Consider the following 26,238-nt stretch of genomic DNA (forward strand, 5'->3'; position numbering starts at 1 on the left):
TTCGATTGCCAGACGTTAGCCGCGATATCCACAGCCTGTGGACGATCACCCTGTGGATATGTGGAAAAACCCTTCCGCGATCAGCGGGCGGAGCGCCGCCGGAGCCTTGGCCCGCAGGTCGGAGGGGTCCTCGCCGGTGAGTTCCGCGATCGCGGCGAGCAGCGGGCCCAGTGGATAGTCACCGTCGCAGACCCCCGCGAGGGCGGCCTCGACGGTCCCGACCCGCACGCTGCGGCACAGCCCCGCGGTCTGCCTCAGCACGATCCGCGCCGGGTCCTCGGCGCCGGGCGGGCCGATCCGCTCCTCCACCACCCCGTCGGCGAGCGCGAGCCGGGCGTCCAGCAGCTCGGCGTCGGTCAGCCGGTGCGCCGTGGTGACCGCCTCCAGCACCCGGTCCACGTATCCGCCGACCGGGAGCTCCACCGGCAGGGCGTACTCCTCCACCCGGACGACCGGGTCCAGGCTCCCGGAGTCGTTCAGCGTGATCCAGCCGAAGCCGACCCCGGTGACGTTCTCGGCCTCGAACCACGCCAGCCATTCGTCGTAGAGCTCGCGGTGGCGCGGGGTGCCCTGCTCGGCGGCGTCGCGCAGCCACAGCTCCACGTACTCGGCGGGGTCCTGGACGTCACGCTGGACCGCCCAGCCGTCGCAGCCGGTCCCGGTGAGCCATCCGCCCACCCGGTCGCGCCAGTCCTCGCCGGCGACGTGCAGCCAGTTGGCCAGCAGGTGGCAGGTCCCGCCGGGGGCCAGGTGGCGCGGCGCCCGCCGGACCAGCTCGCGGCAGAAGTCGTCGGCGCGCAGGCCCGACTCGCGGTAGGTGAACCGTCCCGCGGGGGAGATCACGAACGGCGGGTTGGAGACCACCAGGTCGAAGCGGTCGCCCTCCACGGGCTCGAACAGGGAGCCCTGCCGCGCGTCGACCCCGTCGATCCCGGAGATCGCCCAGCTGAGGCGGGCCAGCTCCAGGGCACGCGGGTTGACGTCGGTGGCCGTGATCTCCTCGGCCCTGCCGTCCAGGTGCAGGACCTGCACCCCGCATCCGGTGCCGAGGTCCAGGGCGCGCCCGGCCGGGCGGCGGGAGGCGAGCTGGGCCAGGTTGGCCGAGGCTCCGCCCGCGCCCACGACGTGGTCCGGGCGCAGGGCCGGGTCACCCGGCCTGACCTTGCGGTCGGAGACGAGGTGGCCGCCGGTCTCCCAGGGCTGCAGGTGCACCGTGGAGGTGACCCGGCCGTCCTCGACCCGGACCAGGCCCGCCGCGGCCAGCTCCTCCACCGAGGGCCCCGCGGGCATCGCGCGCCCGTCGACGGGGACGCCGAGCCACCACAGCCGGATCAGGGTGCCCAGCGGGTCGCCGTCGGCGGTGGCGCGCAGGGCGGGCACCGTCTCCTCGCGGGCGAGGGCGCCGGCCGCGACGTCGCCGAGGCGCGCCCGGACGCCGTCGATGGTGTAGCCGGTTTCGAGCAGGAGTTCTCTGAGCCGGATCGGCAGATCGTTCACCGGCCAATCCTCGCACCGGGCGCGTCCGCACGACGCGGTGACGAGACCGTTACCCACCCGGACAAGCGTTCTGCAAGCGCGGTTCAAGTGCCGGGGAGTACTCCTGTATGACCGCGTCACCCGTTCCAAAGGATCCATGATGCTGATCCCCTGCTTCGCCTGCGAGTCCCGCTTCCGGCCCGACGAGTACTTCCGCGCCTGCCACGACTACCACCGCGGCAAGGACGTGGTCGCCTGGACCTGCCCGCGGTGCGGGAACCAGGACGAGCTGCGGGTCTTCACCGGGGAGCTGGGGTTCGGCTACGCGCGGCACGGCGGGTTCGACGTCTCCGACCGGGTGCGCGTCCCCGGCCTGCGTCGGCGGCGCGAGGACCTGCGGCTGGACATCTCGCTGGACGAGGCGGTCTGGCGGGTGCCGACGGGGACGCGCCGGCTGGTGGGCGCCCACTGACCCCGGCACCGGCCGGGAACGTTCCGGCCGGGGTCAGGCCCCCTGCTGCCGCAGGCTCTGCCAGGCCGCCTCGCACAGGCCGGCGATCTCCTCGGACGTGGGCTGGTGCGCCCCGGCGAACCACAGGCGGCACATCTCGGTGGCCGGTCCCAGCCACAGCACGTAGCACATCGTCGGGTGGACGGGCTGGAGCAGCCCGTCCTTCATGTGCGGGCGCCACCAGTCGGCGACCTTCCGGAAGAACGCCCTGCGCGACTCCGACACCTCGGTGCCGCCCGGCTCCTCACGCCGGGGCGGCCGCTCGCTGATCAGCAGGTGCGCCCGCTCCCGGTGCTCGCCGCACCAGGACATGTGCAGCGCGACGATGGCCTCGATGCCGTCCCTGGCGGCCTCGTGGCGCTGCAGCTCGGCCAGGAACGCCTCCTGGTACATGTTCAGGGTCTCGGCGTACAGGACGCCGAAGACGTGTTCCTTGCTGGCGAAGTGGTGGTAGAAGCTGCCGACGCTGACGCCGCTCTCCTCGCGGAGGCTGGCCAGCGTGGTGGCCGAGACCCCGTCCTGGCTGAACCGGCGGAGGGCACCCTCGACGATCCTGGTGCGGCCGTCACGGCCGTTCTTGGCGGTCTTCACGTTCCAATGGTGGGGTAACAGAACCTTGTTCCGCAAACTCTCCGGGGAACGGCGTGGACCACGTCGATCGTACCGTCGTGATCGTCGTATCGCGCCCCCGCCCCCGGCCCTGGCCGGTCGCGGGCGGTGACCGACGGCCCGGGGGCCCGCCACCGGCCCGGCCCGGCCTGACCCGGCCCCGGCACGCTCAGCCCTGGACGCGGGCGGTCACCTCCACCGTGCCCGAGGAGGCGCGCATGGCCGCGTCCGGCCAGATGCCGCGGATCATCGCCAGTACCGTGTGGTTGTCCCCGAGCACGTCCATCCCCACCGTCGTGGCGCCCCTGGCCGCGGCCCGGCGCATCAGCGTGCGGACGAGGCGGGAGCCGAGCCCCATGCCCTGCCACTCGTCGCTCACCACCACGGCGATCTCGATGTCGGTCTCCTGGCCCCGGTAGCTCATGGCGTGCCCGACGAGCAGGTCCCCGTGCAGGGCCAGCAGCGCGTCGCGTCGCTCGTCCACCGCCAGGAGCGCCCTGACGAACCCGGCGCCGGGGTGGTGCACCTCGGTGAAGAACCGCCGCATCCGGGTGCGGGACGACAGGCCGGCCAGGAAGCGGCGGATCCGCTCCTCGTCCTCAGGGCGCGCGGGCCGGATCCCCACGGCCGCCCCGGGCACGGTCGTCACGTCCCCGGACGCGATCGTCACGTGCTGCGGCGCGGTCGTCACGACTCCGGACACGGTCGTCATGCCCGCGGGTGCCGTCGCCGCGTCCGGCCCGCACCCCGCGGTCGCCTCCTGGCCGGGCGGTGCCACGACGGCCGCACCGGCACCTTCGGGGGCCGCCGTCGCGGGGGCGTAACGCGGGGACACCGGCTGAGTTCGCATCATGGACTCAGAGTTCCGCGAAGGGCTGGGTATGTCAAGTAGACTTAGCGATAATTGGAGGTGGCGTGATGGCGACCTACGATGCGCACATGAGCGAGGTGACACCCGGCGGCTTTCCCCTGCGGCTGGAGAACTGTTCGATCGAACGCGCCCTGGGTGTCGTCGGGGAGAAGTGGACGTTCCTGGTCCTGCGCGAGGCGTTCGCCGGGGTGCGGCGCTTCGCCGACATGCAGCTCGCCACCGGAGCGCCCCGGCAGGTGCTCAGCGCCAGGCTCACCCGGCTCGTGGAGGCGGGGCTGCTGCGTAAGGTCCCCTACCGCGAACCCGGCCAGCGGCAGCGCGACGAGTACCGGCTGACCCAGATGGGCCTGGACCTCTATCCGATCCTGGTGAGCCTGATGCAGTGGGGCGACCGGTACCTCAGCGACAGCGAGGGCCCGCCGGTGCTCCTCACCCACCGCGACTGCGGCGCGCCGATCGAGCAGTACTTCCGCTGCGCCGAGGGACACGAGGTCGCCGGCCCCAGGCAGGTCACCGCGCTTCCCGGCCCCGGGCTGCGTACCGCCCCGGCCCCGGCGGGCACGTCCGTCGAGGTCGCGCCGTGAGGAGCCGTGAGGAGTCGCCTTGGGAGAGGCCCGTCGGCGGCGGTCACCCGCGAGGGGTCACGCTCTGAGGGATCACACCGGGAGGCGCCCGTCGGCGGGGGTCACGCCGCGAGGGGCTCCGCGTCCGCCGGACGCGGTGCGATGCCGTCCAGCCTGCGCAGGCAGTGCCGGAAGCTGAGCACCGAGACGAGCGCCGCTCCGCCCAGAAGCACCGCGACCACCGAGGTGCGGACCACCAGGTAGGTCTGCAGGCTCTGGCTGAGCAGCAGCCACAGGCTCAGCACCGCGTTGAGCAGCTGCGCGCACCCCCACAGCACCGACTGCCGTACGAAGAAGCGCCGCATCCGCGGGTGCTCGGTCACGTGGTCGGGCAACGGCACCAGGTCGGCCACCACCCGCCGGATCAGCGGCCGCCGCAACGGCGCGGTGAGCAGGAAGCCCATGCTCACGCAGAACACGCCGAGACAGGGCTGCAGGAAGAACACGATGGGGTTGCCGGTCGCCACGGCCAGCCCCACCCTCACGGTGATCGTGCCGGCCGCCAGCAGCAGCGTGCCGGGCGCCTCGCCGCCCCTGACCAGCCGCCAGGCGACCCCTCCGTACACCCAGGCCGCCGCCACGCCCAGCGCGACACCGGCGTCGGCGAAGAGCAGCGCGACGTAGAAGACCAGGACGGGAAGGATCATGCTCTCGAACACCCTGGGGGCGGCGTGCCGCAGCAGGGGGCCGATACGGGGAAGGACGAGCGGAGTCACGGGGGCGGACATGAGCACGGTCATCAGGGGCGGACTCCGGAGGTGATGGAACGTCCCGGGGGAGATCTCACCCGACCGTATGTGATGTCCGGAGTGTCCGGCGAACCTTTCCATGACATCCAACGATCCAGCGATTCCGGGCACCCTACTACGCCCTACGGCACACCCGGTCGCCCCAAAGGCCCACGCGAAGGACAGGGCGGTGCCCGCGGTGCCTACCCTTGGGTGCGTGTACCGGTTCCTGCTGACTCCCCGATGGCTGGCTCTCCACGTGGTGGTGCTGCTGGTCATCCCCGCTTTCCTGTTCCTGGGCCAGTGGCAGTTCGGGCGCTTCGAGGAACGGTCCGCCAGCAGCGACCGGACCACCGCCAACCTCACCGCCCCCCCGGTCCCCGTACGGGAGCTCACCTCACCCGGCGGTACCGTCGCGGCCCGGGACCGCCACCGCGCCGTCACGGTCCGGGGAACGTACGACACGGGCGCGTCGCTCCTGGTCAGGCGCCGTACCCAGGACAGGATGGTCGGTTTCTACGTGCTGACCCCGCTGGTCGTCGGGGACGGCACCGGCGTGCTGGTGAACCGGGGCTGGATCAAGGCGGGCGCCACGGCCGACTCCGTCCCCCCGGTGCCCCCGCCGCCCCCGGGTGAGGTGACTGTCACCGGCAGGCTACGTCCCGCCGAGTCCGAGGAGAGCTCGGGCATCCGCGACCGGGCGGGGCTGCCCGCGGGCCAGGTGCTGCTGATCGACACCGCGGCGATCGGCCGCCGCCTGCCGTACCGGCTCCTGGGCGGGTACGTCGAGCTGGTGGAGCAGACGCCCGGGGCGGCCTCCGCGCCCGCGCCCGTCCCGCCGCCGGACGTCGGAGGGGGAGGCGGGCTCAACCTCGCCTACAGCGTGCAGTGGTGGCTGTTCATCGGGGTCGCGGTCGGCGGCTGGGCGCTGCTGATCCGCAGGGAGGCCGCCGACCTCAAGGCCGCGGCCGCCACACCGACCGGCCCCGGCCCTGGCCCTGGCCCCGGCTCCGGCTCCGGTCCTGCCTCCGGCTCCGGCTCCGACGGCCCCGAGTCGGGCCGGGACGCCGGGACGGGGCGGGATCCCGCGCCCGGGGGAACCGGCCGGGACTCCGCGTCCGAGACGTCTCCGGTGCCGTAGGAGAGCGCCCGTCCGGGGCTTTTCCCGCGCGTCGGAGCCCCTGCCGGGAAAGCCCTTTCCGATGTAACGGTCCAGCCTCTTGCGGGGTAACGGAATCTTCCATTCAATGAATGGATCAACGATGGCCGTACCCCAGGGAGGTCTTCCAGTGAGAACCCGTATGCGCGCACTGGCGGTGGGAGTGGTCGCGACCGCGGCCCTGGCGCTCACCGGTGGAGTGGCGTCCGCCGCGCCGGCCGGCCAGGCCGCCGCAGGCACGACGGCGAAGGCGATGGACTACTGGCAGTACCACGGCCACTACCGCACCCACGCCGAGTGCGTCGCCGTGGGCGAGGAGTACCTGTGGCCCCACAACCCCGGCGGGGCCGACGACTACCGGTGCCAGGCCAAGAACGGCGGCTGGGACCTGTACCTGATCTTCGGGAGCTGATCGTCACGGCACGATCCCGTCCGGGCGGATCCGGACAGGTCCCGTGACGAGGCCGGTCGATCGCGCGGCCGGGGTGGCTCCGCTGCCGCCATCCCGGTCGCGGTGCCGCCGCTCCTCTCATCGGGGACGGCGGCCGATCGACGACCTTGCCCTCGATGAGAGGACCGGGCCCCGGCGGGCCGCGGTCAGGCGTTGACCATCGCCGTCCCGAACAGGACCGCCACCGCGATCGCGAACCCCCGTGTCCCGTCGAGCCTCTCCGGCGCGGGTGACGGCATCTCGTACGGTCCCCGCCACAGCGGGCGCGGCTCCAGCAGGACGTACAGGAGCGAGCCGCCGGTGAGGAACATCCAGAACCAGGCCCAGCGGCTGGCGTAGCGCGGGTTCGGCCGGGCGAGCATGAGCAGCCAGGTCAGCGCCTCGGCCGTCACCGCCACCGGCGCGAAGGGCTTCCACCACCGCTCGTAGGCGGGCGAGCCCGCCAGGAGGGCGGCTCCCCGGGACCCCTCGGTGCGCACGATCTCCACCGACGGGTCGGCGGCGGCGCGCACCCGGGCCAGGAACGCCTCCTGGCGGCGCTGCAGGGCCTCGCGGTCCAGCCGGGTGGTCTCGGGGTCCCAGACGTCGTCGGGCTGGTCGAAGCGGGCCTGGGTCCAGGACAGCGGCCCGTGGGACCAGGTCAGCGTGCCGTAGGCGGGCCAGTCGCGGTCGTGGACCACCTTGCTCACCCCGCCCGCCCGCAGGTCGGAGATCAGCTCCTCGGCCGGGCGCAGCACGGGCGCCTGGTTGAGGTGGACGATCACCGTGGAGAGGGCGAGCACGAACAACAGCGCCAGGCGGACCCCGAAGGGCACGTCCTCCCGTACCGGAACCACCACGCGCATCCGCCGCCCCCGTCCCCGACACCCGCCGTTGAATAGGTTAGGGGGCGTGACCCGGCATATCGAGTTCGCGCGGCTGCACAACTTCCGCGACGTGGGCGGCGGCTGTACCGGTCCGCCTCCCTGCACCTGCTCTCCGGCGAGGACCTCGACCGCTTCCACGCGCTCGGCGTGCGCACCGTGATCGACCTGCGCCACCCCGAGGAGATCGAGCGCCGCGGCCGGGCCCCGCACGGCCCGCGCTACCACAACCTCTCGGTCGAGCACCGGTTCTGGAACGTCCGGGACGACTACAGCCCCGAGGCCGGGATCGCCAGGTTCTTCGCCGACCGCTACCTGGAGGTGTCCCGGGACGGGCGGGCCGAGCTCGCCACCGCGCTCGAGGTCATCGCCGACGCGGACAACGCGCCCGTCGTGGTGCACTGCGCCGCGGGCAAGGACCGCACGGGGGTGCTCGTCGCGCTGGTCCTGCGGCTGCTGGGGGTGCCCGAGGAGGACGTGGTCGACGACTACGCGCTGACCGGGCTGGCCAGATCCCAGATGGTCGCGTACTGGGAGCGCGAGCACCCGGGCGAGCCGCTGCCCTGGGACGGGTACGGCCACGCGCCCGCCGAGGCGATGCGCCTTTTCCTGGCCGAGCTGGGTCCGGTGCCGGACTATTGCGCGCGGGCCCTCGGGATGGACGACGGTGTCGCGCCCGCTCTCAGGAGGCATCTTCTGGAGGATCCGGATGTCCGGGAGATCTCCGGGTAGTCCGCGATCAGGGCCCGCCACGGGCAGCACCCTCCGGCGGGCCCGTCCCCCCGGGGCCGCCGCCTTCTGCGTGCGGTGGTCCCGGGGACCTCCGGCGGGCCCGGCGGGACGGCTCGCGGGGACCTCCGGCGGGGCGGCGGGGCGGCTCGCGGGGACCTCGCGGGGACCTCGCGGGGACCTCGCGAGAAGGACAGAGATACCAAGCGGAGACCTTGCGGCTTGATGAGTGTTATTCCAGCGTCATACGGTTGACCGCGTGACTACGCCGCTGCTCCCCGACCCCGAGCCGAGGCGGCGGGACTATGTGATCATCTCGGCCGACGACCACCTGATCGAGCCGCCCGACATGTTCGACGACCGGCTGCCCGAGAAGTACGCCGAGTTCGCCCCCAAGGTGGTCGAGACCGACTCCGGCCACCAGGTCTGGCGCTACGGCGGGGCCACTTACCCGTGCGCCGGGCTCGACGTGGGCGCCGGCCTGCCCCGCGAGCAGTGGACGCTGGACCCGGTCCGGTTCGAGCACATGCGTCCCGGTTGCCATGACGTCGAGGCCCGGATCGAGGACATGGACCGCGCCGGAGTCTGGGCCGCGCTCTGCTTCCCCGGCATGCTGGCCGGGCAGGCCGGCATGGTCTTCGCCAAGACCCGCGACCAGGAGCTGGGCCTGTCGGTCATGCGCGCGTGGAACGACTGGCACGTGGAGGTCTGGGCGGGCACCTACCCGGAGCGGATCATCGCCCTGCAGCTGCCCTGGCTGACCGACCCCGAGGTGGCCGCGAAGGAGATCCGCGACAACGCGGCCCGCGGGTTCAAGGCGGTGCTCTTCCCGGAGTTCCCCACCCGGCTGCGCCTGCCGTCCATCCACGGCGACCACTGGGACCCGTTCTTCCAGGCCTGCGAGGAGACCGGCACCGTGATCTGCCTGCACGCCGGCGCGGGCTCCTGGGCACCGGTCCCGTCACCGGACACCCCGATCGAGGCGATCACCACGCTGATGCCGGCGAGCGCGATGTTCGCCTGCGCCGACTGGCTCTGGTCGGGCATCCCGCTGCGCTTCCCCGCCCTGCGCATCCTCATCGTCGAGGGGGGCGTGGGCTGGCTGCCGATGCTGGCGGAGCGGGCCGACTACGCGCTCGACCACCCGGTCGCGGGCGAGGCCTCGTGGGAGGGCGGGCTCAAGCCCAGCGAGGTCCTGCGCAGGAACTTCTTCTTCGGCACGCTCAACGACCACGCGCTGTCCGGCGTGCGGCTGGCCGTCGGGCTGGAGCACGTGCTGCTGGAGAGCGGCTACCCGCACTCCGACTCCACCTGGCCCGACACCCAGCAGGCCGTCGCGACGAACCTGGGCAGCCTGCCGCCCGCCGACATCGCCCGGGTGGCCTACGGCAACGCCGCCCGCCTGTTCGGCCACCCGCTGCCCTCGCGGGCCTGGCTCAGGATGGAGCGACTGTGACCTGCCGGTGCACCTGCTCGCGCTCCCAGTCGACGTAGCGCCCGCCCTCGCCGAGCAGGGAGCCCATCAGCCACAGGAAGACCCCGAAGTCGTCGGCCACCCCCAGGAGCAGGAAGAACTCCGGGATGACGTCCACCGGGGAGAGGATGTAGAGCACGCCCATGCCCATCATGGCCAGCTTGCCCTTGCTCATCCCCGGGTACTGTCCGTGCATGACCGCGCCGATCATCCTGGGCAGGGCCTTGAGCCGGTCGCCGAGCCCCGGGGAACCCGGCTGCGACACACTCCGGTACGTCCGCCACACCTGTGCCGCGCGCGCCGCCTTCACCATGGGAAGTCCTCCTTGGAAGCACGTTCGCCTGGCGGCGTACTACCCCGCCATTTCACGATATAACGCGTGACTTTCCCGGTGGGTTCCCGGAGCGCGCGTCACCTGCGGCGTCCCCGGGAAACGGCCCGCCCGGCCGGTACCGGGCGCGCGTCGGCCCGGTGCCGGGTGCACCGGCGTCGGGCGCCCTCGTCACAGGCCGGCACGGGGTACGCCACCGTCAGGTGACCGGGGCTGCCCGTCAGGCCGACGCCGGGTGCGCGAAGGGACGCTCCGCCTCGACCTGGGCTGCCACCCGGACGAGCAGGTCCTCCCGCCCCGCGGCGGCGACCAGCTGCACGCCCACCGGCAGGCCGTCCGCGGTGCGGTGCAGCGGCAGCGAGATCGCGGGCTGCCCGGTCGCGTTGACGGGCGAGGTGAACGCCACCGCGCGGCGGGTGCGGCCCGGCGCGGTGCTGACGTCGTCGGGCGGCAGCCAGCCCAGGCGGAACGGCGCCACCCCCAGGGAGGGCGTGAGCAACAGGTCGTGGGCCTCCCACCAGGCGGCCATCCGCCGCCGGAAGGCGTCGATCCAGTCGCGGGAGGCCAGGTAGCCGACCACCCCGAGCCCTCGGCCCGCCGCGCCCAGGATCCGGTTGCGCTCCTCCAGCTCCTCCGGCTCCACCGGCCTGCCGCGCCAGCGTCCGACCTCGTCCAGGTCGGCGGCCACGTGCGCGGCCACGATCGTGCCGAAGTGCCGGGCGAAGTCCTCGTCGGCGAGCGCCGAAGGCCCTCCCGGCTCGACGTGGTGGCCCAGCGCCTCCAGCAGCCGGGCGGCCCCGGTGACCGCGGCCACCAGGTCGGCGTCGGGCGGGGCGCTCCCGTCCGGGTGCGCCGTCAGGAAGCCGATCCGCAGCCGCCCGGGGTCGGCGCCGACCTCCTCGGCGAGCGGGCGCGGCCAGGCCGGTGCGCCGTACGGGTCGCCCGGCATCGTCCCGGCGATCACGTCGAGGGTCGCCGCGGCGTCCCTGACCGTACGGCAGAGCATGCCGGAGGCCGAGAACCCCGCCCAGGGCTCGCCCGCCGACGGACCGGAGCTGACGCGGCCCCTGCTCGGCTTGAGGCCCACCAGCCCGCACATGCTCGCCGGGATCCGGATGGACCCGCCGCCGTCGCTGGCCGCGGCCACCGCGACCATGCCCGCCGCCACGGCGGCGGCGGACCCGCCGCTGGACCCCCCGCTGCTGTAGCGCGGGTCGTGGGGATTGCGGGTGGGACCGGAGACCACCGGTTCGGTGGTGATCGCGGTCCCGAACTCCGGGGTGTTGGTGCGCCCCAGCACGACGAAGCCCGCCCGGCGCAGCTTGGCCACCGCGTACCCGTCCCGCCTGGTCGTCATCCCGTCCAGGACGCGCGAGCCCGCGCGGTAGGGCTCCCCCTCCATGGCCCAGCCCAGGTCCTTCAGCAGCGTCGGCACCCCCGCGAAGGGGGCGCCGGGCGCGACGTCGTCCGCCTCCTTCAGGGCCCGCTCGAACCTGCGGTGCACCACCGCGTTGACGGCGCCGTCACGGGACTCGATCCGGGCGATCGCCGCCTCGACGAGCTCCCTCGCCGAGACCTTCCCCTCCCGTACGGCGCGCGCCTGCCCGGTCGCGTCCAGCCTCAGCACCTCGTGCAACGCCTCACTCCTTCGCGGGGGCCAGATCTCGTACGGCCTGCGCGATCGAGACCTCGCCGCCGGGGATGGGGGCGAGGACGGGGGTGTTCAGGCCGTTGCGCACATACTCCCGGATCCTGGCCCGGCAGGTGGCGGCGTCCCCGTGCACGATGAGCTCGTCCACGACCTCGTCCGGGATGGCCTTGAGCGCCGCCTGGCGGTCACCGGCCGCCCAGGCCTCGTGCATCGGCCGCAGCACCTCGCCGCGCCCCAGCCAGTCGTGGAAGGCCGCGTACACCGGGACGGTGAGGTACCCCGCGAGCATCCTGCGGCCGAGCTCGCGCACCTTCGCGGCGTCCTCGCTGACGCACACGAACAGCCGGGCGATCAGCTCGGTCTCCGGGCCGATCTCGGCCCGGACCTTCTGCACGTCCTGCGGGGAGAGCCAGTTGGTGATCGCGCCGTCGGCCTCCTCGGCGGCCAGGCGCAGCATCCGGGGGCGCAGCGCGGCCAGCACGATCTTCGGGGGGATCCGGGGCGCCCGCTCCAGCCTGAAGCCCTTGACCTCGAACGTCTCGTACCGCTCGGTGACCTTCTCGCCCGCCAGGGCGCTGCGCAGGAACCGCAGCGTGTCCCGGGTCCTGGCGAAGGGCTTGACGAACTCCCCGGCGTTCCAGCGCTCCACGATGGCCGGGGAGGAGGCCCCGATGCCCAGCACGAAGCGTTCGGGGGCGAGGTCGGCGAGGGTGGCCGCGGACATGGCGAGCAGGCCGGGACCGCGGGTGGAGACCGGGACGATCGCGCTGCCGAGCCGCAGGCCGGGGGCCCACTCTGCGGTCATCGCCAGCGGCACGAAGCCGTCGACGCCGTTGACCTCGGCGGACCAGGCGTCGGTGTACCCGAGCCCCGGCAGCTCGCCGACCAGGTCCCTGGAGTCGGCCAGTGAACGGTCGTAGAAGGGGATCGTCATCCCCCAGCGTGGGCCCGTGGTCATCGTGCCGCCTCCCGGTCGGTGGTCGCCGTCCGGGAGCTGCCTCCCTAGAACGACATTCTGGTCCAGCTTGCCGCACCCGCTCCGGGGGACGTCAAGGGGATCACCGTACCAACCGGACGGTATGACAACCGATCCGATACGGAGAACGGACCGGCCGCTTACCCTCCCATCACTCTCCGTATGATGTTAGAAACGTCGGGTGATGAAGCATCGGCGGAGGAACCAACGGCGTGGCCTGCTCAGCGCGGCCGGTCTCGCGACCTGCGTGGCGGTCCCCCTGCTGGCCGGGGCGGCCCCCCTCTTCTCGACCACGGCCCTTTCCGGCCCGGCTGTCCCGGCCCCGGTCTCCCGGGCCGGGGACGGCACCGGACCACCCCGCCCGCAGGTCACCCGGTACGTCGGACGGGCCGGGCACGCCGGGCGGCCGGTCGCGGTGCCCCCGCGCCACGGAGGGCCCCCGCTCTCGGCGCCCACCCGGGGGAGCGCGTCCGGTCCGGGGAGCGCGTCCGGTCCGGACGGCACTCCCGGTCCGGACGCCGGGCCCGCCGGGGAGCGGGAGGCGGGACGGCACGGGCCCGGACGGGGCACGGAGGCGGGCGCGGGGATGAGACCGGCCCACCGCGGGGCGTCGTCGCGGGTGGCGGGCGACCTCTCGCACCCGGACGCCGGACGGCGGCCGTCCCGGACGGAAGGGGGGCCTGAACGGTCCGCCACCGCCCACGGGACGCGGTCGGGACCCGGCCACCCCGTCGCGCCCGCGCCGACGGGAACGGCCGCGACCCGGCTCGGAGAGCAGGGACGTCCCCCCTGGAGAACGCGACCGGCCGGTCGCCTCAAGGACCTGGTCGGCGACCCCTTGAAGGACCCGGTGGCCGGCCTGTCCGGGAAAGGCCTGTCCAGGAAAGGCCCGACCGGGAGGGACCAGGCCGGGAAGGGCGCCGTCGCGAACCGGCCGTCGGTGAACGGACCGGCCGTCGCCGCACCGAAACCGGACCTCGCCCCCACATCCGGCCCCGGCCTCGACCCCCGAGCCGACCGCGGAGCCGACCCCGAACCCGACCTCGACACCAAGCCCGGCCCCGACCCCGACACCAAGCCGGACCTCAAGCCCGGCCTCGTCCCCGACCCGAAAACCGGCCCGAAAACCGAGCCGAAGCCCGAACCGGAGCCCGAGCAGAAGCCGGGGCCTCCCACGGCGTCACCGCCGGCGCCCTCCCCGTCCCCCTCCTCCTCCCCTCCGCGATCCTCCTCACCCGCGCCGGTCCCGTCCCGGCCCGTGCCCCCGGCCGCGCCGGTCTCGGTCGTTCCGGACGCCTCCGCCACCCCGACGCCGTCCAGGACCCGTACACCCCGTCCCAGGCCCTCGGCCCGGACGCCTTCGCTGCCCCCTCTGGTACGGCAGCGGCTGGTGCTGGACCGCTATGCCGCGCGGCGCAAGGGCACCGACCGCACGCTGGTGCTGGTGGTCATGTTCACCGGCGTGATCTCGGTGACCGCCGTCGCCGCCCTCAACGGCAGAACCCACAGGTAACACCCGGCCGGGCCCGCGGGAGGAGACGATCCTCCCGCGGGCCCGGAGAGCGCGGGGCACGTCCGGTCACGGCTGGGCCGGGAAGCGCCCGTCGATGTGGTCGTACTCCCGCTGCGCGGCCTGGAAGGCGTCGGGCCCGACGGCGCCGAGACCGCTGAACGGGTGGCTGATCAGGATGATGAAGCACACGCCGATGACGACCACGCTCACCCGCACCACATCGGCGATGATCGACGAGGACGAGGGCCGCACCCCGAGCGTCCAGGGCAGGGCGATCACCAGCAGGCCGGAGACGATCAGTGAGATCACGAAGATGCTCTCCAGACCGGTGCCCGCGTCGTCACCCCTGATGATCCGGGCGTGCGAGATCTCGGAGACCCTGTCGAGCGCGTCCTGCTGCAGGTTCCTGCCCTCGTCGCCGACCGGCCGGAGCCGGAGCAGCGTGGTCCGCGCTTCGGCGAGCGTCTGCCCGGGGATGGGGGACATGGTCTTCCCGGCCATGAGCGGCCAGTCGAGATCGATGCTCTGCGCGGTGTACTGCCGTATCTGCGTCCTGACGGGCGCGGCCTCGGGAATGGGCGCCACCGCCCAGTACATCTCGGTGAGGCTCTCGGCCTCGGCCTGCACGTCGGCCTCCGTGACCGACAGGCCGTCCCTGCACAGGACGGCCGCGTAGGCCAGCACCAGCAGGTAGACGGCGAGGGCGAGGTTGGCCGAGAAGCCGACGGACGACGCCCCGTGCTCCTCGTCCTCCCGGCCCTTTCTCCTGAGAACGCGGAATGCGATCAGCGTGAGCGCGACGGACAGAACCACCAGCACGGCTACCCAACCCATGGGACTCCCTTGAACCCGTCATCGAACCGACCACTCAGGGTAATCAGTCGGATACGGTTCTTCCTGGGTTCTCCCCGGATTCACTCGCGAAGTTCGTGGAGCCCCGCGATGAAGTCACGTGCGACCCCGCGCAGGCCGGGCAGGTGCGAGAGTCCGACCAGGCGGTCGACCAGCGGCACGGTGAGCTCTATGAGGCGGTACGTCCTGCGGCATCCCTCGGAGTGGTCGTGCACCCAGAACAGCACGACGCCCATCGACATCAGCCAGAGCAGTTCTGGCAGCTCCGCCCTGAGCTCGGCGTCGATGCGGTCGGAGGAGCCCTCCACGACCCGCCGGTAGATCCCGATCGACGCCTCCCTGGAGGGCGAGGACTCGGCGCTGAACGGGTTGAGCGGATTGTCCGGCTCGGCGGCGTGCTTGAAGAACTTCACCGCGAACTCGTGGTACGGCTCGGAGACCCGTACCCACTCCCGCAGCACCCCTTCCAGCCGCGCGGCGAACCTGCGCTCGGTGGCCAGGAGCTTCTCGCACGCGGCCTCGTGCTCGGTCTGCGCCCGGTCGTAGTACGACTGGACCAGGATCTCCTTGGAGGCGAAGTAGTAGTAGGCGTTGCCCACCGACACTCCGGCCTCGGCGGCGATGGCCCGCATCGTGGTCGCCTCGTACCCTCGCTCGCGAAAGAGCCGCAGGGCCGTCTCCACGATGACCTCACGGGTCCTGTCTGATCCACGGGTTCTCGGGGTCGGCTCGGTCATAGGGCGCTTGTCACCTGTCGGTCAACGCTGGCAGACGGGCTCGGCTGATCTCTCCACGGGACGAACCCTAGGTCATCCGTCCTGTGCCATCCGGGAGAAGCCCTTGTGAACGACCCTAAGCGCGTCACATCGCCCCCGCCACTGATATCGGTGATTGCCACGTCACCCTCTGCCCGCCACGCCCGCCCCGTCCCCGCACTCCCCGCCCCCCGGCATCCCCCGTCGCCCCGGATCCTTTGCGCCTGCGGCCTCACCAGGTCATCAACCCGCACGATGATCGCCATTACCGGGCAAAATTCGCTCTTCGGGAGGGATCATCCGGCTTCGGAAGTGGGATTGATCCATCTGGTGGAAGGGCTCCCGCGACAAGGGATACATAAATGGGGATACGTCCCTGTAGACGGCGGGCTACCCGGTTCATCACGGGAACACTGCTCGCTCTGCAGATAGCCGTCATCGCGTCGACCCCCGACGCGGACGCGAACGCGGAGAGCCGACACGCGCCGGACAGCACCGTGGCCCGGGGCCGCCCGGCCTCGGGCACGGCGGACGCCCGCGGACCGCTGTCCGTCGCGCCGTACGCGACCGGCCCGTGGAAGGTCGCCCGGCACCGGTCATCGGAACTGTACCGCCAGGCGGCCGTCCGGCACGGAGAGCTGAAGGGAGAGGCCGTGTCCTCCCTCGCGGTTCCCCGGACATCGGCACGGAACCGCCGGGACCGGTCGAACCGGCCGGATCGTCCCGGCCGGACGAGACAGTCCAAACCGGTGGCCCGGACGAGCGGGCCCGGCAGCGACGGGGCCGCGCCGCGCGCGGGCGGCGGAGCGCCGAAGACCTCCTCGCCGGAACGGAAGGTTCCCCCGGTCGCGAAACAGGCACCGCGCGAACAGGCGCCCTCCGGCACGACCGCACCCGACCGGCGGACGGCCGCCAAGGGCACGCCGCCCGCGGGGACCACCCCGTCGCAACGACGACCGGCCGTCGTCCCGGTCGCCGCGCAGGCCCAGGCGCCCCGGGCACGGCAGGGCGAGCCGGCCGCGGCCCCGCCCCCCGCGGTCACGGTGAAGGAACCGCCCGCCGCCGGGAAGGCGCCCGCCGCCGGGAAGGCCCCCGGCAAGACCACCGCGAAGAGCGCCGACAAGGCCACCGCGAAGGCCACCGGAAAGAGCGCCACGAAGAGCGCCGGGAAGACCACCGCGAAGGTCCCCGGGAAGACCTCCGAGAAGACCTCCGGCGCGACCACCGCGAAGACCACCGGCGCGGTCGCCGCGAAGACCACCGCGAAGATCACCGGCGCGGCCACCGCAAAGACCACCGGGAAGACCTCCGGCGCGGCCACCGGGAAGGTCGCCGCGAAGACCACCGGCGCGGCCACCACGAAGACCACCGGGAAGGTCGCCGGGACCACCGCGGCCACGGCCGCCGGGAAACCCGCTCAGGCCGCCGGGAAACCGGCCGAGGCCCAGGCCTCCGAGGCGCAGCAGGTCCAGCGGCAGCGTTCCCTGAGGCTCCAGCAGACCGATGCCGAGCAGCTGCTGCGACAGGCGGGCCTGCGCTGGACCTCCTCAGGGGGGTGCTCGAACCGCCAGGGGCGCAACTGCACCTCGTTGCAGGCCGTGCGGAGCGGCACCATCTCCAGCGCCATCGACCTGAAGCGCCGTAGCGGCTGCCGCCTGGTGGTCACCGGAGGCACCGAGGTGGGCCACGCCCCGGGACCGTACAGCCACTTCGCCGGTTACAAGCTGGACATCAAGCCCAACGCCTGCATCAACCGGTACATCAAAAAGAACCACCCGAAGCAGGGGGTCCGGGGCGACGGAGCACGCCTGTACGGCGAGGAGGGAGCGTCAGAGCCCCTGTACGCCCGCGAGGCGGATCACTGGGACATCCTGTTCCGCTGACCCGCGCCGCCCCGCGCCGGCCCGTCGGTCCCGCGAGCCGCGCCTCACGCGAGGGCCGTGCGGCGGCGCCGGGTGCCGCCGCACGGCCGGGAGGTCACGCGAACTCGGCCGCGACCAGCTCGGCGATCTCCGCCGCGTTCAGGGCCGCGCCCTTGCGGAGGTTGTCGCCGCAGACGAACAGGTCGAGCGTGTTGGGGAAGTCGAGCGCCTGGCGGATCCGGCCCACGTAGGTGGGGTCGGTGCCGACCACGTCCGCCGGGGTCGGGAAGACGCCGTTGGCCGGGTCGTCCATCACGACCACGGTCGGGGCGGCCTCCAGGATCCGGTGGGCGTCGGCGACCGTGATCTCCCGCTCGAAGGTCGCGTGCACGGCCAGCGAGTGGGTGGTGATCACGGGGACGCGGACGCAGGTCGCCGAGACCTTCAGGTCGGCGATCCCGAGGATCTTCCGCGACTCGTTGCGGAGCTTGAGCTCCTCCGACGCCCAGCCGTCCTCCTTGAGCGAGCCCGCCCACGGCACGACGTTGAACGCCACCGGCGCCGGGAAGGGCGACTCGGCGTCCCCCAGCCTGTTCTGCAGGGCCTTGCGCACGTCCCCGGCGCTCTGCCCGACCGTCCGGTCGCCCGCCAGCGCCTCGACCTCGTCGTAGAGGCGGGCCGAACCGGCCACGCCCGCGCCCGAGACCGCCTGGTAGGAGGCGACGACCAGCGCGTTCAGGCCGTACTGCTCGTGCAGGGCGCCCATCGCGGCCATCATCGACAGGGTCGTGCAGTTGGGGGTGGAGATGATCCCCAGGGGCCGCGTCCGGGCCGCCTCCGGGTTGACCTCCGGCACCACCAGGGGGACCTCGGGGTTCATCCGGAAGGTGCCGGACTTGTCGATGACGACGGCGCCGCGTCCGGCGGCGATCGGCACCCACGTCGCGGAGACCTCGTCCGGCACGTCGAAGATCGCGATGTCGACGCCGTCGAAGACCTCGGGGGTCAGCTCCTGGACGACGACGTCCTCGTCGCGGACCCGCAGGACCTTGCCGGCCGAGCGGGCGGACGCGACGAGCCTGATCTCGCCGTACACGTCGTCGCGGCTGGAGATGATGTCGCGCATCACGGTGCCGACGGCACCGGTGGCGCCGATCAGGGCGAGGGTCGGCTTGCGGCTCATCGTCCGGTACCTCCGTAGATCACGGCTTCCACCTGGTCGGCGTCGAGGTCGAACGCGCGGTGCGCGGCGCCGACCGCCGTGTCCACGTCGTCCTGTCCGACGATCACCGAGATGCGGATCTCCGAGGTGGAGATCATCTCGATGTTCACCCCCGCGTCGGCGAGGGCGGCGAAGAACATCGCGGTCACGCCGGGGTGCGAGCGCATGCCCGCGCCGATCAGCGAGACCTTGCCGATCTGGTCGTCGAAGAGCAGCGACTCGAAGCCGATGCGCTCCTGGATCTTCTTCAGTGCGGTGAGCGCCGTCGAGCCGTCGCTGGTGGGCAGCGTGAAGGAGATGTCCGTCCTGCCGGTCGTGGCCGCCGACACGTTCTGCACGATCATGTCGATGTTGACCTCGGCGTCGGCGAGCGTTTTGAAGATCGTCGCAGCCTCACCGACCTTGTCGGGCACCCCGACAACAGTGATCTTGGCCTCGCTCCGGTCGTGCGCGACGCCGGAGATGATCGGCTGCTCCATCTCTTTTCCTTCGCTGTCGGGGTCGGAGACGACCCACGTGCCTTCCTTGCTGCTGAACGAGCTTCTGACGTGGATCGGCAGGCCGAAGCGGCGAGCGTACTCGACGCAGCGCAGGTGCAGGATCTTCGCCCCGCAGGCCGCCATCTCCATCATCTCGTCGTAGGAGATCCTGGGGATCTTACGGGCCGCCGGGACGATGCGGGGATCGGCGGTGAAGACGCCGTCCACGTCGGTGTAGATCTCGCACACGTCGGCTTCCAGGGCGGCGGCCAGGGCGACCGCGGTGGTGTCGGAGCCGCCCCTGCCGAGGGTGGTGATGTCCTTGGTGTCCTGGGAGACGCCCTGGAACCCGGCCACGATCGCGATCTGGCCGTTGTCGAGCGCCCCGCGGATCCGGCCGGGCGTCACGTCGATGATGCGCGCGCGGCCGTGCGAGGAGTCGGTGATCACGCCGGCCTGGGACCCGGTGAAGGAGCGCGCCTCCTGGCCGAGGTTGGCGATGGCCATCGCCAGCAGGGCCATCGAGATGCGCTCGCCCGAGGTGAGCAGCATGTCGAGCTCGCGGCCCGGGGGCAGCGGTGAGACCTGCTGGGCGAGGTCGAGCAGTTCGTCCGTGGTGTCGCCCATGGCCGAGACGATCACCACGACGTCGTTGCCGGCTTTTTTCGTCGCGACGATCCGCTGGGCGACCCTCTTGATGCAGGACGCGTCGGCGACGGACGAACCACCGTACTTCTGAACAACGAGCGCCACGAGATGTCTCCGAAGCAATCTAGGGCTGTGGAGCTCACAGTCTACTGGCGCCCTACCGGGGGGCTCGTGATTTAGCCCAGCATGTGGACGATCAGACGGTTGTGCGCTCCTCGGCCACGTCCAGGCGCGTATGGGCGACAAGCGCCTGGAGTGCCCGCATCGCCGCTCCGGCGTGGTTGCCCCAGGTGTTGAAGTAGGAGTACTGCCACCACCACAGGGCCTCCAGCGGACGGCCGGCCTTGTAGTGCCGCAGGCCGTGCAGCAGGTCGGCGGCCACCGCCGTCAGGTCGTCGGAGAGGCGGTAGGGGGTGACCACGGTGTCCTTGTACGGGTCGAAGACCTCGGCGTAGTCGTCGACGGGGCCCAGCCGCTCGGCGAGCGCCGTGCGGACGGCGTCGACGTCCGGGTCCTCGCCCAGGTGCGGTTCCCAGTTGCCCGACAGGATGACGTCCCGGCTCGCTCCGAGCTGTGCCCCGGCCGAGCTGACCTGGCCGACCTCCACCAGCAGCAGCGGCAGGATGGCGTCACCGCCCTCGCCGCCCGCCAGGCGGGTCAGGCCGTCGATGTAGTTCTCCGCGTGCTCGGCGATCCGTTCCGCGAGAGCGCTCCAGGGGTCGTCAGACATCGAGGAGCCTCCTTCCTTCGAAAGCGCGGCCCAAGGTGACCTCGTCGGCGTACTCGAGGTCACCGCCTACCGGCAGACCGCTGGCCAGTCGTGTCACTTTCAGTCCCATCGGCTTGACCAGACGGGCGAGGTAGGTCGCCGTCGCCTCCCCCTCGAGGTTGGGGTCGGTGGCGAGGATCAGCTCGGTGACCTGGCCGTCCGCCAGGCGGGTCATGAGCTCCCGGATGTTCAGGTCGTCGGGGCCGATGCCGTCGATCGGGCTGATCGCCCCGCCGAGCACGTGGTAGCGACCCCGGAACTCGCGGGTCTTCTCGATGGCCACCACGTCCTTGGACTCCTCGACGACGCAGATCACGTGGAGATCGCGCCTGGTGTCGCGGCAGATCCGGCACTCCTCCTCCGCGGCGACGTTGCCGCAGACCCGGCAGAAACGGACCTTGTCCTTGACCTCCAGCAGGGCGTGCGCGAGCCGTTTCACGTCGGCCGGTTCCGCGGCCAGCAGGTGGAACGCGATGCGCTGCGCGCTCTTGGGACCGACGCCCGGCAGCATGCCCAGCTCGTCGATCAGGTTCTGGACGACCCCTTCGTACATGACCTAGAACCCGGGAAGCTGGCCGAGCCCGCTCCCACCGCCCAGCCCCTGTGCCAGGGGACCGAGCTTCTCCTGCTGAAGGTCGGCCGCGGCGCGCACGGCGTCACGGATGGCGGCGATGACCAGGTCGGCGATGGTGTCGGCCGTCTCCTGCGGATCGCCGGGATCGACGGCCTCGGCACTGATCTTGAGTTCGAGCAGCTCGCCCCCGCCGTTGACGGTGGCCACCACCAGGCCGCCGCCCGCGGTCCCCTGGACCTCCGCGTCGTTCAGCTCCTGCTGGGCGCTCACAAGCTGCTGCTGCATGAGCTGTGCCTGCTCCAGCAGCTGCTGCAGGTTGACATCCCCTGGGTTCACCGTGGTGTGCTCCTCGTCCGTGGCATCGGTCGTCACGAGCCTACGGGGTCCGGGCCCGGTGTTGTACTGGAGGCCACACGCCTTCCCGGGGAGGAGAGGATAAACCTCTGTCGGGCCCCGGCCCCCCTCCAGACGTCCGGGACCCGACGGCGCGCCGCCGGAGCGGCCGCACACGGCGACGCGCGATCAGAAAGCTAACGGGTCGCACGTTGCACACACGTTGCGATCGTTCACTCACCCTTCGCACGCCCTGTTCGGCCGAAACGGTTGCGGGCGCGCGCCGGAGCACCGATGCTTCGGCCATCGGCTTGTTCCGGGGGGACCATCGGCTTTTCCAGGGGGGATGTGTGGGCGACGGCCATCCGAGAGCCGTCCAGACGGCCGGACCCGACTCCTACGCGGCGCGGCTGCGGCGCCTGCACGAGGCCGCGATGGCCGCCCGGGCGCGGGCGGACGAGCAGGCGGGCAGGGGGACGGGGCGGGGGCCGCAGGACGGCACGACGGACCAGCGGCCCAGAGGGGTGATCTCCGCCTCCTGGCGGCGCTGCCTGGCGGCCGGCATCGACCCCGAGGCCGGATCGGCCCCGCTCGCCTTCGAGGGCGAGGACATCCGGCAGGTCCGCTCCGCGCATCCGATGAGCAGGCTGCTGCCGGTGATCACCGAGACCCTCCTGGAGGCCGTCACGGCCGACGACCAGATCCTGCTCGTCACCGACGCCGCCGGCAGGGTGCTCTGGCGCGACGGGAGCCACCGGACGATGGCACGTGCCGACGAGGTGGGGCTGTCCGCGGGTTTCGACTGGAGCGAGAGCGCGATCGGCACCAACGGTCTGGGCACCGCGCTGGCGGCCCGGCGCCCCCTCTACGTCTTCTCGGCCGAGCACCTGGTCAGGGCGCTGCACGTCTGGTCCTGCTCGGCCGCGCCGATCATCGATCCGGACAGCGGCGAACCGCTGGGCTGCGTCGACGTCAGCGGCATGACGCGGGCCATGCGCCCGGCGAGCGTCGCGCTCGTCGAGGCCACCGCCCGGCTGGCCGAGAGCCGGCTCACGCTGCGCATGCTCGAACGCGACCAGCGGCTCAGGCGCCGCCACGACAGGCACCTGAGCGCGCTGCGCGGCGAGCCGGGGGCCCTGGTCACCGCGACCGGGCGGATCATCGCCGGCGACGACGCGCTGCAGTGGGCGGGCCACCGCGTCCTGCCGCCGGAGACGGGTGACCGGGTGGTGCTGCCCGACGGGCGGAGCGCCTTCCTGGAGGCGCTCGGCGACGGCGGTTTCCTGCTGCGTCTGGCGGGCCGGGGCCGCCCCCCCCCCGTGCTGACCCTGTCCTTCCTCGGTGCCGACCACCCCTCGGCGTACCTGGACGGGACGCGCCTGCCGCTCTCCCTGCGTCACGCCGAGATCCTCGCGATGCTCGTCCTCAACCCCGGCGGGATGACGGCCGACCAGCTCTCCTTCCACCTGTACGGCGACGCCGGGAACCCGGTGACCGCGCGCGCCGAGATCCATCGCCTGCGCGCGCAGCTCGGCCGCGCCATCGTGGCCAAGCCCTACCGGCTGGACTGCGCGGTCGAGGCCGACTTCGTGGAGCTCAAGCGGCTTCTCACGACGGACGAGACCACCGCGGTCGCGCGGGCCTACCGCGGCCCCCTGCTGCCGCGCTCCGAGGTGCCCGCGCTGCGCCGCGAGCGCGAGGAGCTGGAGGGTCAGGTACGGGCCCGCCTGCTGCGGTGGGGCGGGCCGGACGCCCTGTGGGCGTACGCCGAGACCGAGCGCGGCAGGAACGACGTCCAGATCCTGGAGCGTCTCGTCGCCATGCTGCCCCGTCACGATCACCGCGCGGTGGCCGCCGGGATCCGTATCGGCGACGCCGGCCCACCCTGACGGCCACGGACGACACGGACGGCCACGGACGGCACGGACGGCACGGACGGCCACGGACGGCACGGACGGCCACGGACGACACGGACGGCCACGGACGGCCACGGACGGCACAGACGGCCGCGGAGGCGGTGCCCGGCCTTCCCGGGAGAGGCCCGGTGTTCCGGGGAGGGCGCCGGGGCCCTCAGGTGTGGTCGATCTCCTCGATGATCTGGCCACCGAGCTCGCGCTGGATGAGGGCCATGCCGGTCAGCGCGTCGACGTCGGCGTCCGCGTCGTTCAGCGGGTCGACCTCGTCGGCGTCGGGGGCGGTGCCGCGCGAGGCGCGGCCGGGCACGGCGTCCGGCCAGGCCGCGGCCTTGGCGCCGTTCTTGCCCGGCGCCCTGGGGCCGGTCTGCGCCGCGGCCTTGGCCGCCGACCGGGCGGCGGCCAGCCCGGGACCGGGCGGGGGAGGCGATCCGGGGTCCTCCGGCATCGGCTCGTCCGGCCAGGACTCGTCCGTGGGGGGCGAGACCGGCCGGGCGGGCGCCTCCCGTACCGCCGCGGGCGGTGCCTCGGCGGGGGCCTGCGGCGGCTGCGGTGCCCGCTGCCGGTCCGCGGGCTGCTGGGGGGCGTCCGGGCGGGGCGGTGCGGGCTGGGACGGGGCGGGCTGAGGGGTGACCGGCGGGGGGGAGGGCCGGCGCGGGGCCGGTGCGCGTCCCCCGGCCGACGGGGCGGGACCGCCGCCGACGACGGCCTCGACCTTCCAGGTGCCGCCGAGGACCTCCTTCAGGACCTCCGCGACGACCGCGTCCTTGCCGCCGCCGGTGAAGTTCCTCATGGCGCCGACCTGGGTGAACCCCAGGGTGACGATGTTGCCCTCGACCCCGGCGATCTGCGCGTTGGTGTTGACGTTGGCCCACACGACGATGCTGCGCCGCTTGAGCGCGGCCAGCACCTGGGGCCACGCCTGCTGCACCGTTCCGGTGGCGGAGTCCGGGACGGCACCCGGGGCGGGCCCGGACGGCCCCGACGGCCCGGCCTCGTCGGCGGTGTCCGCCACCGCGCCGGCGGGCTGCTGGACGGGGGGCCGGGCCTGCGGTTCCTGGGCCGCCTGTTCCTGGGCCGCGCCGGGCCGGACCGTCTCGGGCCAGTCGTCGTCCGCACCGCCCGCGCCCTGGTCGGGGACGGGCGCCGTGGCCGCGGGCGCCTGCGACGGCTGCGGCGGGGGCGCCGTCTGGACCGGGGGCGCGGGTGTCTGGACCGCAGGTGCGGACGCCGGGGTCACGGCCCGCGGAGCCGGTGCCCGCGTGACGGCGGAGGCCGCGGGAGCGACGGGGGCCCGCGAGATCGCGGGGCCGGCCGAGGCGGCGATCCCGCCCTGTTCCAGCCGTTCCACCCGGGCGAGCAGCGCGGCCTCGCCCTCGGCGGCCCCGGGGAGCAGGATCCTGGCGCACATGAGTTCGAGCAGCAGCCGGGGCGAGGCGGCCCCGCGCATCTCGGTCAGGCCGGTGTTGAGGATCTCCGCGGCGCGGGTCAGCTCGGCCGGGCCCATCGAGCCCGCCTGTTCCTGGAGGCGCTCCAGCTCGTCCGCGGGCCTGTCGAGCAGCCCGCTGGTGGCCGCCTCGGGCACGTTGGCCAGGATCACCAGGTCGCGGAAGCGCTCCAGCAGGTCCATGGCGAACCGGCGCGGGTCGTGACCGCCCTCGATCACCCGGTTCACCACCTGGAAGGCGCGCGCGCCGTCACGGGCGGCGAAGGCCGCGACCACGTCGTCGAGCAGGTCGCCGTCGGTGTAGCCGAGCAGGGAGACCGCGCGGGCGTAGGTGATGCCCGCCTCGTCGGACCCGGCGTACAGCTGGTCCAGGATCGAGAGCGAGTCGCGGGCCGAACCTGCACCGGCCCGCACCACCAGCGGGAGCGCGGCGGGCTCGAAGGGGACCTTCTCGGAGGTGAGGATCTCCTCCATGAGCGTGCGCAGCGCGGCCGGCGGGATCAGCCGGAACGGGTAGTGGTGGGTCCGGGACTTGATCGTCCCGATGACCTTCTCGGGTTCGGTGGTGGCGAAGACGAACTTCAGGTGCGGCGGGGGCTCCTCGACGAGCTTGAGCAGCGCGTTGAACCCCTCCCGGGTCACCATGTGCGCCTCGTCGATGATGTAGATCTTGAAGCGTGACGACACCGGTGCGAAGAAGGCCCGCTCGCGCAGGTCGCGCGCGTCGTCCACGCCTCCGTGCGAGGCGGCGTCGATCTCGATGACGTCGAGGTGGCCGGGACCGGTGGGCGCCAGGGCCACGCAGGACTCGCACTGCCCGCACGGGTCGGGGGTCGGGCCCTGCTCGCAGTTCAGCGAGCGGGCCAGGATGCGCGCGCTGGACGTCTTGCCGCACCCGCGAGGTCCGCTGAACAGGTAGGCGTGGTTGATCCGTCCGCTGCGCAGAGCCTGGCGCAGCGGCTCGGTGACGTGTTCCTGGCCCTTGACCTCGGCGAAGGTCCCGGGCCGGTACTTGCGGTACAGCGCAAGACTCATGCGGCGATCCCACCTGGAGGGGCCTGAAACGAAGAGACCCCTCGCACACCCGCCAGAGCCCGCTTATCCTTGCTGCCTTCCGGCCCTGGGGAGGTTCACAGGATGACGCCGCGCGAGGGGTCGGCCCCCAGTCTAACCTCAGATTCGAGTGGTCGGTGTCGGAAAATCGATGGTCCGTGCACCCCGAAAGTTGGGTAAGCTTCTCGACGGAGGATTCGCCTAGTTGGCCTAGGGCGCACGCTTGGAAAGCGTGTTGGGGGCAACCCCTCAGGAGTTCGAATCTCCTATCCTCCGCCAGCGTCACCAGTCGTAACGCGAAAGCCCGCTCCACCTCGGAGCGGGCTTTCGTGCGTCAGGGTCTCGGTCGGCCTGTTCGGAGGGCTT

25 protein-coding genes, 1 tRNA gene and 1 other RNA gene are annotated in these 26,238 nt (G+C 72.8%); 10 read left to right on the plus strand and 17 right to left on the minus strand.

What is annotated here, in order from left to right:
- Positions 1-45: 45 nt before the first annotated feature.
- Entirely contained in the window at positions 46-1,497 is a 1,452-nt protein-coding gene (locus ACZ6RT_RS26190; RefSeq protein ID WP_470156759.1) for a DUF7059 domain-containing protein, read from the minus strand.
- Between the two features lie 136 nt (positions 1,498-1,633).
- On the opposite strand from ACZ6RT_RS26190, the gene ACZ6RT_RS26195 reads away from it, so the two are divergent.
- A complete protein-coding gene (locus ACZ6RT_RS26195) occupies positions 1,634-1,948 on the plus strand; it encodes a hypothetical protein (RefSeq protein WP_470156761.1) in 315 nt (104 codons plus the stop codon).
- Positions 1,949-1,981: 33 nt separating this feature from the next.
- On the opposite strand, the gene ACZ6RT_RS26200 is transcribed toward ACZ6RT_RS26195, so the two are convergent.
- Complete coding sequence (locus ACZ6RT_RS26200; protein ID WP_399190194.1) at positions 1,982-2,578, minus strand: TetR/AcrR family transcriptional regulator; 597 nt, start codon at positions 2,576-2,578, stop codon at positions 1,982-1,984.
- 187 nt (positions 2,579-2,765) lie between these two features.
- Positions 2,766-3,449: a GNAT family N-acetyltransferase gene (locus ACZ6RT_RS26205; RefSeq protein WP_399190196.1), complete on the minus strand. Its 684-nt coding sequence runs from the start codon at positions 3,447-3,449 to the stop codon at positions 2,766-2,768.
- An 86-nt stretch (positions 3,450-3,535) separates the two neighbouring features.
- Here ACZ6RT_RS26205 and ACZ6RT_RS26210 point away from each other — a divergent pair, with 86 nt between their 5' ends.
- The gene (locus ACZ6RT_RS26210) at positions 3,536-4,051 is read left to right on the plus strand and encodes a winged helix-turn-helix transcriptional regulator (protein ID WP_470156764.1); all 516 of its coding nucleotides are present in this window, start codon (positions 3,536-3,538) and stop codon (positions 4,049-4,051) included.
- Positions 4,052-4,152: 101 nt separating this feature from the next.
- On the opposite strand, the gene ACZ6RT_RS26215 is transcribed toward ACZ6RT_RS26210, so the two are convergent.
- Positions 4,153-4,818, minus strand: coding sequence for a VC0807 family protein (locus tag ACZ6RT_RS26215; protein WP_470156766.1), 666 nt, complete (start codon positions 4,816-4,818; stop codon positions 4,153-4,155).
- A 190-nt stretch (positions 4,819-5,008) separates the two neighbouring features.
- On the opposite strand from ACZ6RT_RS26215, the gene ACZ6RT_RS26220 reads away from it, so the two are divergent.
- Positions 5,009-5,959, plus strand: a complete 951-nt coding sequence (locus ACZ6RT_RS26220; RefSeq protein WP_470156768.1) for an SURF1 family cytochrome oxidase biogenesis protein — start codon at positions 5,009-5,011, stop codon at positions 5,957-5,959.
- Between the two features lie 160 nt (positions 5,960-6,119).
- Positions 6,120-6,389 (plus strand): hypothetical protein, encoded by a 270-nt coding sequence (locus ACZ6RT_RS26225; protein WP_470156769.1) that lies wholly within the window; start codon positions 6,120-6,122, stop codon positions 6,387-6,389.
- Positions 6,390-6,574: 185 nt separating this feature from the next.
- Here the strand turns inward: ACZ6RT_RS26225 and ACZ6RT_RS26230 are convergent, their stop codons facing one another.
- Positions 6,575-7,273, minus strand: coding sequence for a hypothetical protein (locus tag ACZ6RT_RS26230; RefSeq protein WP_470156771.1), 699 nt, complete (start codon positions 7,271-7,273; stop codon positions 6,575-6,577).
- Between the two features lie 126 nt (positions 7,274-7,399).
- Between ACZ6RT_RS26230 and ACZ6RT_RS26235 the strand changes: the two genes are divergently transcribed.
- Together ACZ6RT_RS26235 and ACZ6RT_RS26240 are read left to right on the plus strand one after the other, a co-directional pair.
- On the plus strand, positions 7,400-8,023 hold the full coding sequence (locus ACZ6RT_RS26235; protein ID WP_470156828.1) for a tyrosine-protein phosphatase: 624 nt from the start codon (positions 7,400-7,402) through the stop codon (positions 8,021-8,023).
- Between the two features lie 256 nt (positions 8,024-8,279).
- On the plus strand, positions 8,280-9,476 hold the full coding sequence (locus ACZ6RT_RS26240) for an amidohydrolase family protein (RefSeq protein WP_399190210.1): 1,197 nt from the start codon (positions 8,280-8,282) through the stop codon (positions 9,474-9,476).
- Here the strand turns inward: ACZ6RT_RS26240 and ACZ6RT_RS26245 are convergent.
- The 3 genes from ACZ6RT_RS26245 to ACZ6RT_RS26255 all read right to left on the minus strand — a co-directional run bounded on the left by ACZ6RT_RS26245 (position 9,457) and on the right by ACZ6RT_RS26255 (position 12,434).
- Positions 9,457-9,807, minus strand: a complete 351-nt coding sequence (locus tag ACZ6RT_RS26245; protein ID WP_399190212.1) for a YkvA family protein — start codon at positions 9,805-9,807, stop codon at positions 9,457-9,459. The genes ACZ6RT_RS26240 and ACZ6RT_RS26245 overlap by 20 nt on opposite strands.
- 238 nt (positions 9,808-10,045) lie before the next feature.
- On the minus strand, positions 10,046-11,452 hold the full coding sequence (locus ACZ6RT_RS26250; protein ID WP_470156830.1) for an amidase: 1,407 nt from the start codon (positions 11,450-11,452) through the stop codon (positions 10,046-10,048).
- Positions 11,453-11,465: 13 nt separating this feature from the next.
- Positions 11,466-12,434 carry an LLM class F420-dependent oxidoreductase gene (locus tag ACZ6RT_RS26255; protein ID WP_470156773.1) on the minus strand — a complete coding sequence of 323 codons (969 nt, stop codon included), beginning with the start codon at positions 12,432-12,434 and terminating at the stop codon, positions 11,466-11,468.
- 1,276 nt (positions 12,435-13,710) lie between these two features.
- Here ACZ6RT_RS26255 and ACZ6RT_RS26260 point away from each other — a divergent pair.
- Positions 13,711-13,965, plus strand: coding sequence for a hypothetical protein (locus tag ACZ6RT_RS26260; RefSeq protein WP_470156775.1), 255 nt, complete (start codon positions 13,711-13,713; stop codon positions 13,963-13,965).
- Positions 13,966-14,031: 66 nt separating this feature from the next.
- Here ACZ6RT_RS26260 and ACZ6RT_RS26265 read toward each other — a convergent pair whose 3' ends face one another.
- Entirely contained in the window at positions 14,032-14,799 is a 768-nt protein-coding gene (locus tag ACZ6RT_RS26265; protein WP_399190218.1) for a bestrophin-like domain, read from the minus strand.
- 80 nt (positions 14,800-14,879) lie between these two features.
- The gene (locus ACZ6RT_RS26270) at positions 14,880-15,500 is read right to left on the minus strand and encodes a TetR family transcriptional regulator (protein WP_344892593.1); all 621 of its coding nucleotides are present in this window, start codon (positions 15,498-15,500) and stop codon (positions 14,880-14,882) included.
- A gap of 821 nt (positions 15,501-16,321) precedes the next feature.
- Here ACZ6RT_RS26270 and ACZ6RT_RS26275 point away from each other — a divergent pair.
- Positions 16,322-17,455, plus strand: a complete 1,134-nt coding sequence (locus ACZ6RT_RS26275) for a hypothetical protein (RefSeq protein ID WP_470156777.1) — start codon at positions 16,322-16,324, stop codon at positions 17,453-17,455.
- A gap of 94 nt (positions 17,456-17,549) precedes the next feature.
- On the opposite strand, the gene ACZ6RT_RS26280 is transcribed toward ACZ6RT_RS26275, so the two are convergent.
- The 5 genes from ACZ6RT_RS26280 to ACZ6RT_RS26300 form a co-directional block, all read right to left on the minus strand.
- Positions 17,550-18,617, minus strand: a complete 1,068-nt coding sequence (locus ACZ6RT_RS26280) for an aspartate-semialdehyde dehydrogenase (RefSeq protein ID WP_399190224.1) — start codon at positions 18,615-18,617, stop codon at positions 17,550-17,552.
- Positions 18,614-19,888 (minus strand): aspartate kinase, encoded by a 1,275-nt coding sequence (locus ACZ6RT_RS26285; RefSeq protein WP_399190226.1) that lies wholly within the window; start codon positions 19,886-19,888, stop codon positions 18,614-18,616. Before ACZ6RT_RS26285 ends, ACZ6RT_RS26280 begins: the two co-directional genes overlap by 4 nt.
- A 91-nt stretch (positions 19,889-19,979) precedes the next feature.
- Positions 19,980-20,513, minus strand: coding sequence for a DUF5063 domain-containing protein (locus ACZ6RT_RS26290; protein WP_344892581.1), 534 nt, complete (start codon positions 20,511-20,513; stop codon positions 19,980-19,982).
- Positions 20,506-21,105, minus strand: a complete 600-nt coding sequence (gene recR / locus ACZ6RT_RS26295) for a recombination mediator RecR (protein WP_399190228.1) — start codon at positions 21,103-21,105, stop codon at positions 20,506-20,508. Before recR ends, ACZ6RT_RS26290 begins: the two co-directional genes overlap by 8 nt.
- 3 nt (positions 21,106-21,108) lie before the next feature.
- On the minus strand, positions 21,109-21,462 hold the full coding sequence (locus ACZ6RT_RS26300) for a YbaB/EbfC family nucleoid-associated protein (protein WP_344892575.1): 354 nt from the start codon (positions 21,460-21,462) through the stop codon (positions 21,109-21,111).
- Positions 21,463-21,809: 347 nt separating this feature from the next.
- On the opposite strand from ACZ6RT_RS26300, the gene ACZ6RT_RS26305 reads away from it, so the two are divergent.
- Positions 21,810-23,348 (plus strand): helix-turn-helix domain-containing protein, encoded by a 1,539-nt coding sequence (locus tag ACZ6RT_RS26305; RefSeq protein WP_470156780.1) that lies wholly within the window; start codon positions 21,810-21,812, stop codon positions 23,346-23,348.
- Between the two features lie 181 nt (positions 23,349-23,529).
- On the opposite strand, the gene ACZ6RT_RS26310 is transcribed toward ACZ6RT_RS26305, so the two are convergent.
- Both ACZ6RT_RS26310 and ffs read right to left on the minus strand, forming a co-directional pair.
- A complete protein-coding gene (locus tag ACZ6RT_RS26310) occupies positions 23,530-25,854 on the minus strand; it encodes a DNA polymerase III subunit gamma and tau (protein ID WP_470156781.1) in 2,325 nt (774 codons plus the stop codon).
- Between the two features lie 29 nt (positions 25,855-25,883).
- Positions 25,884-25,979, minus strand: an RNA gene (gene ffs / locus ACZ6RT_RS26315) — signal recognition particle sRNA small type.
- Between the two features lie 83 nt (positions 25,980-26,062).
- Here ffs and ACZ6RT_RS26320 point away from each other — a divergent pair.
- Positions 26,063-26,151, plus strand: a tRNA-Ser gene (locus ACZ6RT_RS26320).
- The last annotated feature ends 87 nt before the right edge of the window (positions 26,152-26,238 follow it).

The sequence above is a fragment of the Streptosporangium sp. NPDC050148 genome (assembly GCF_055586505.1).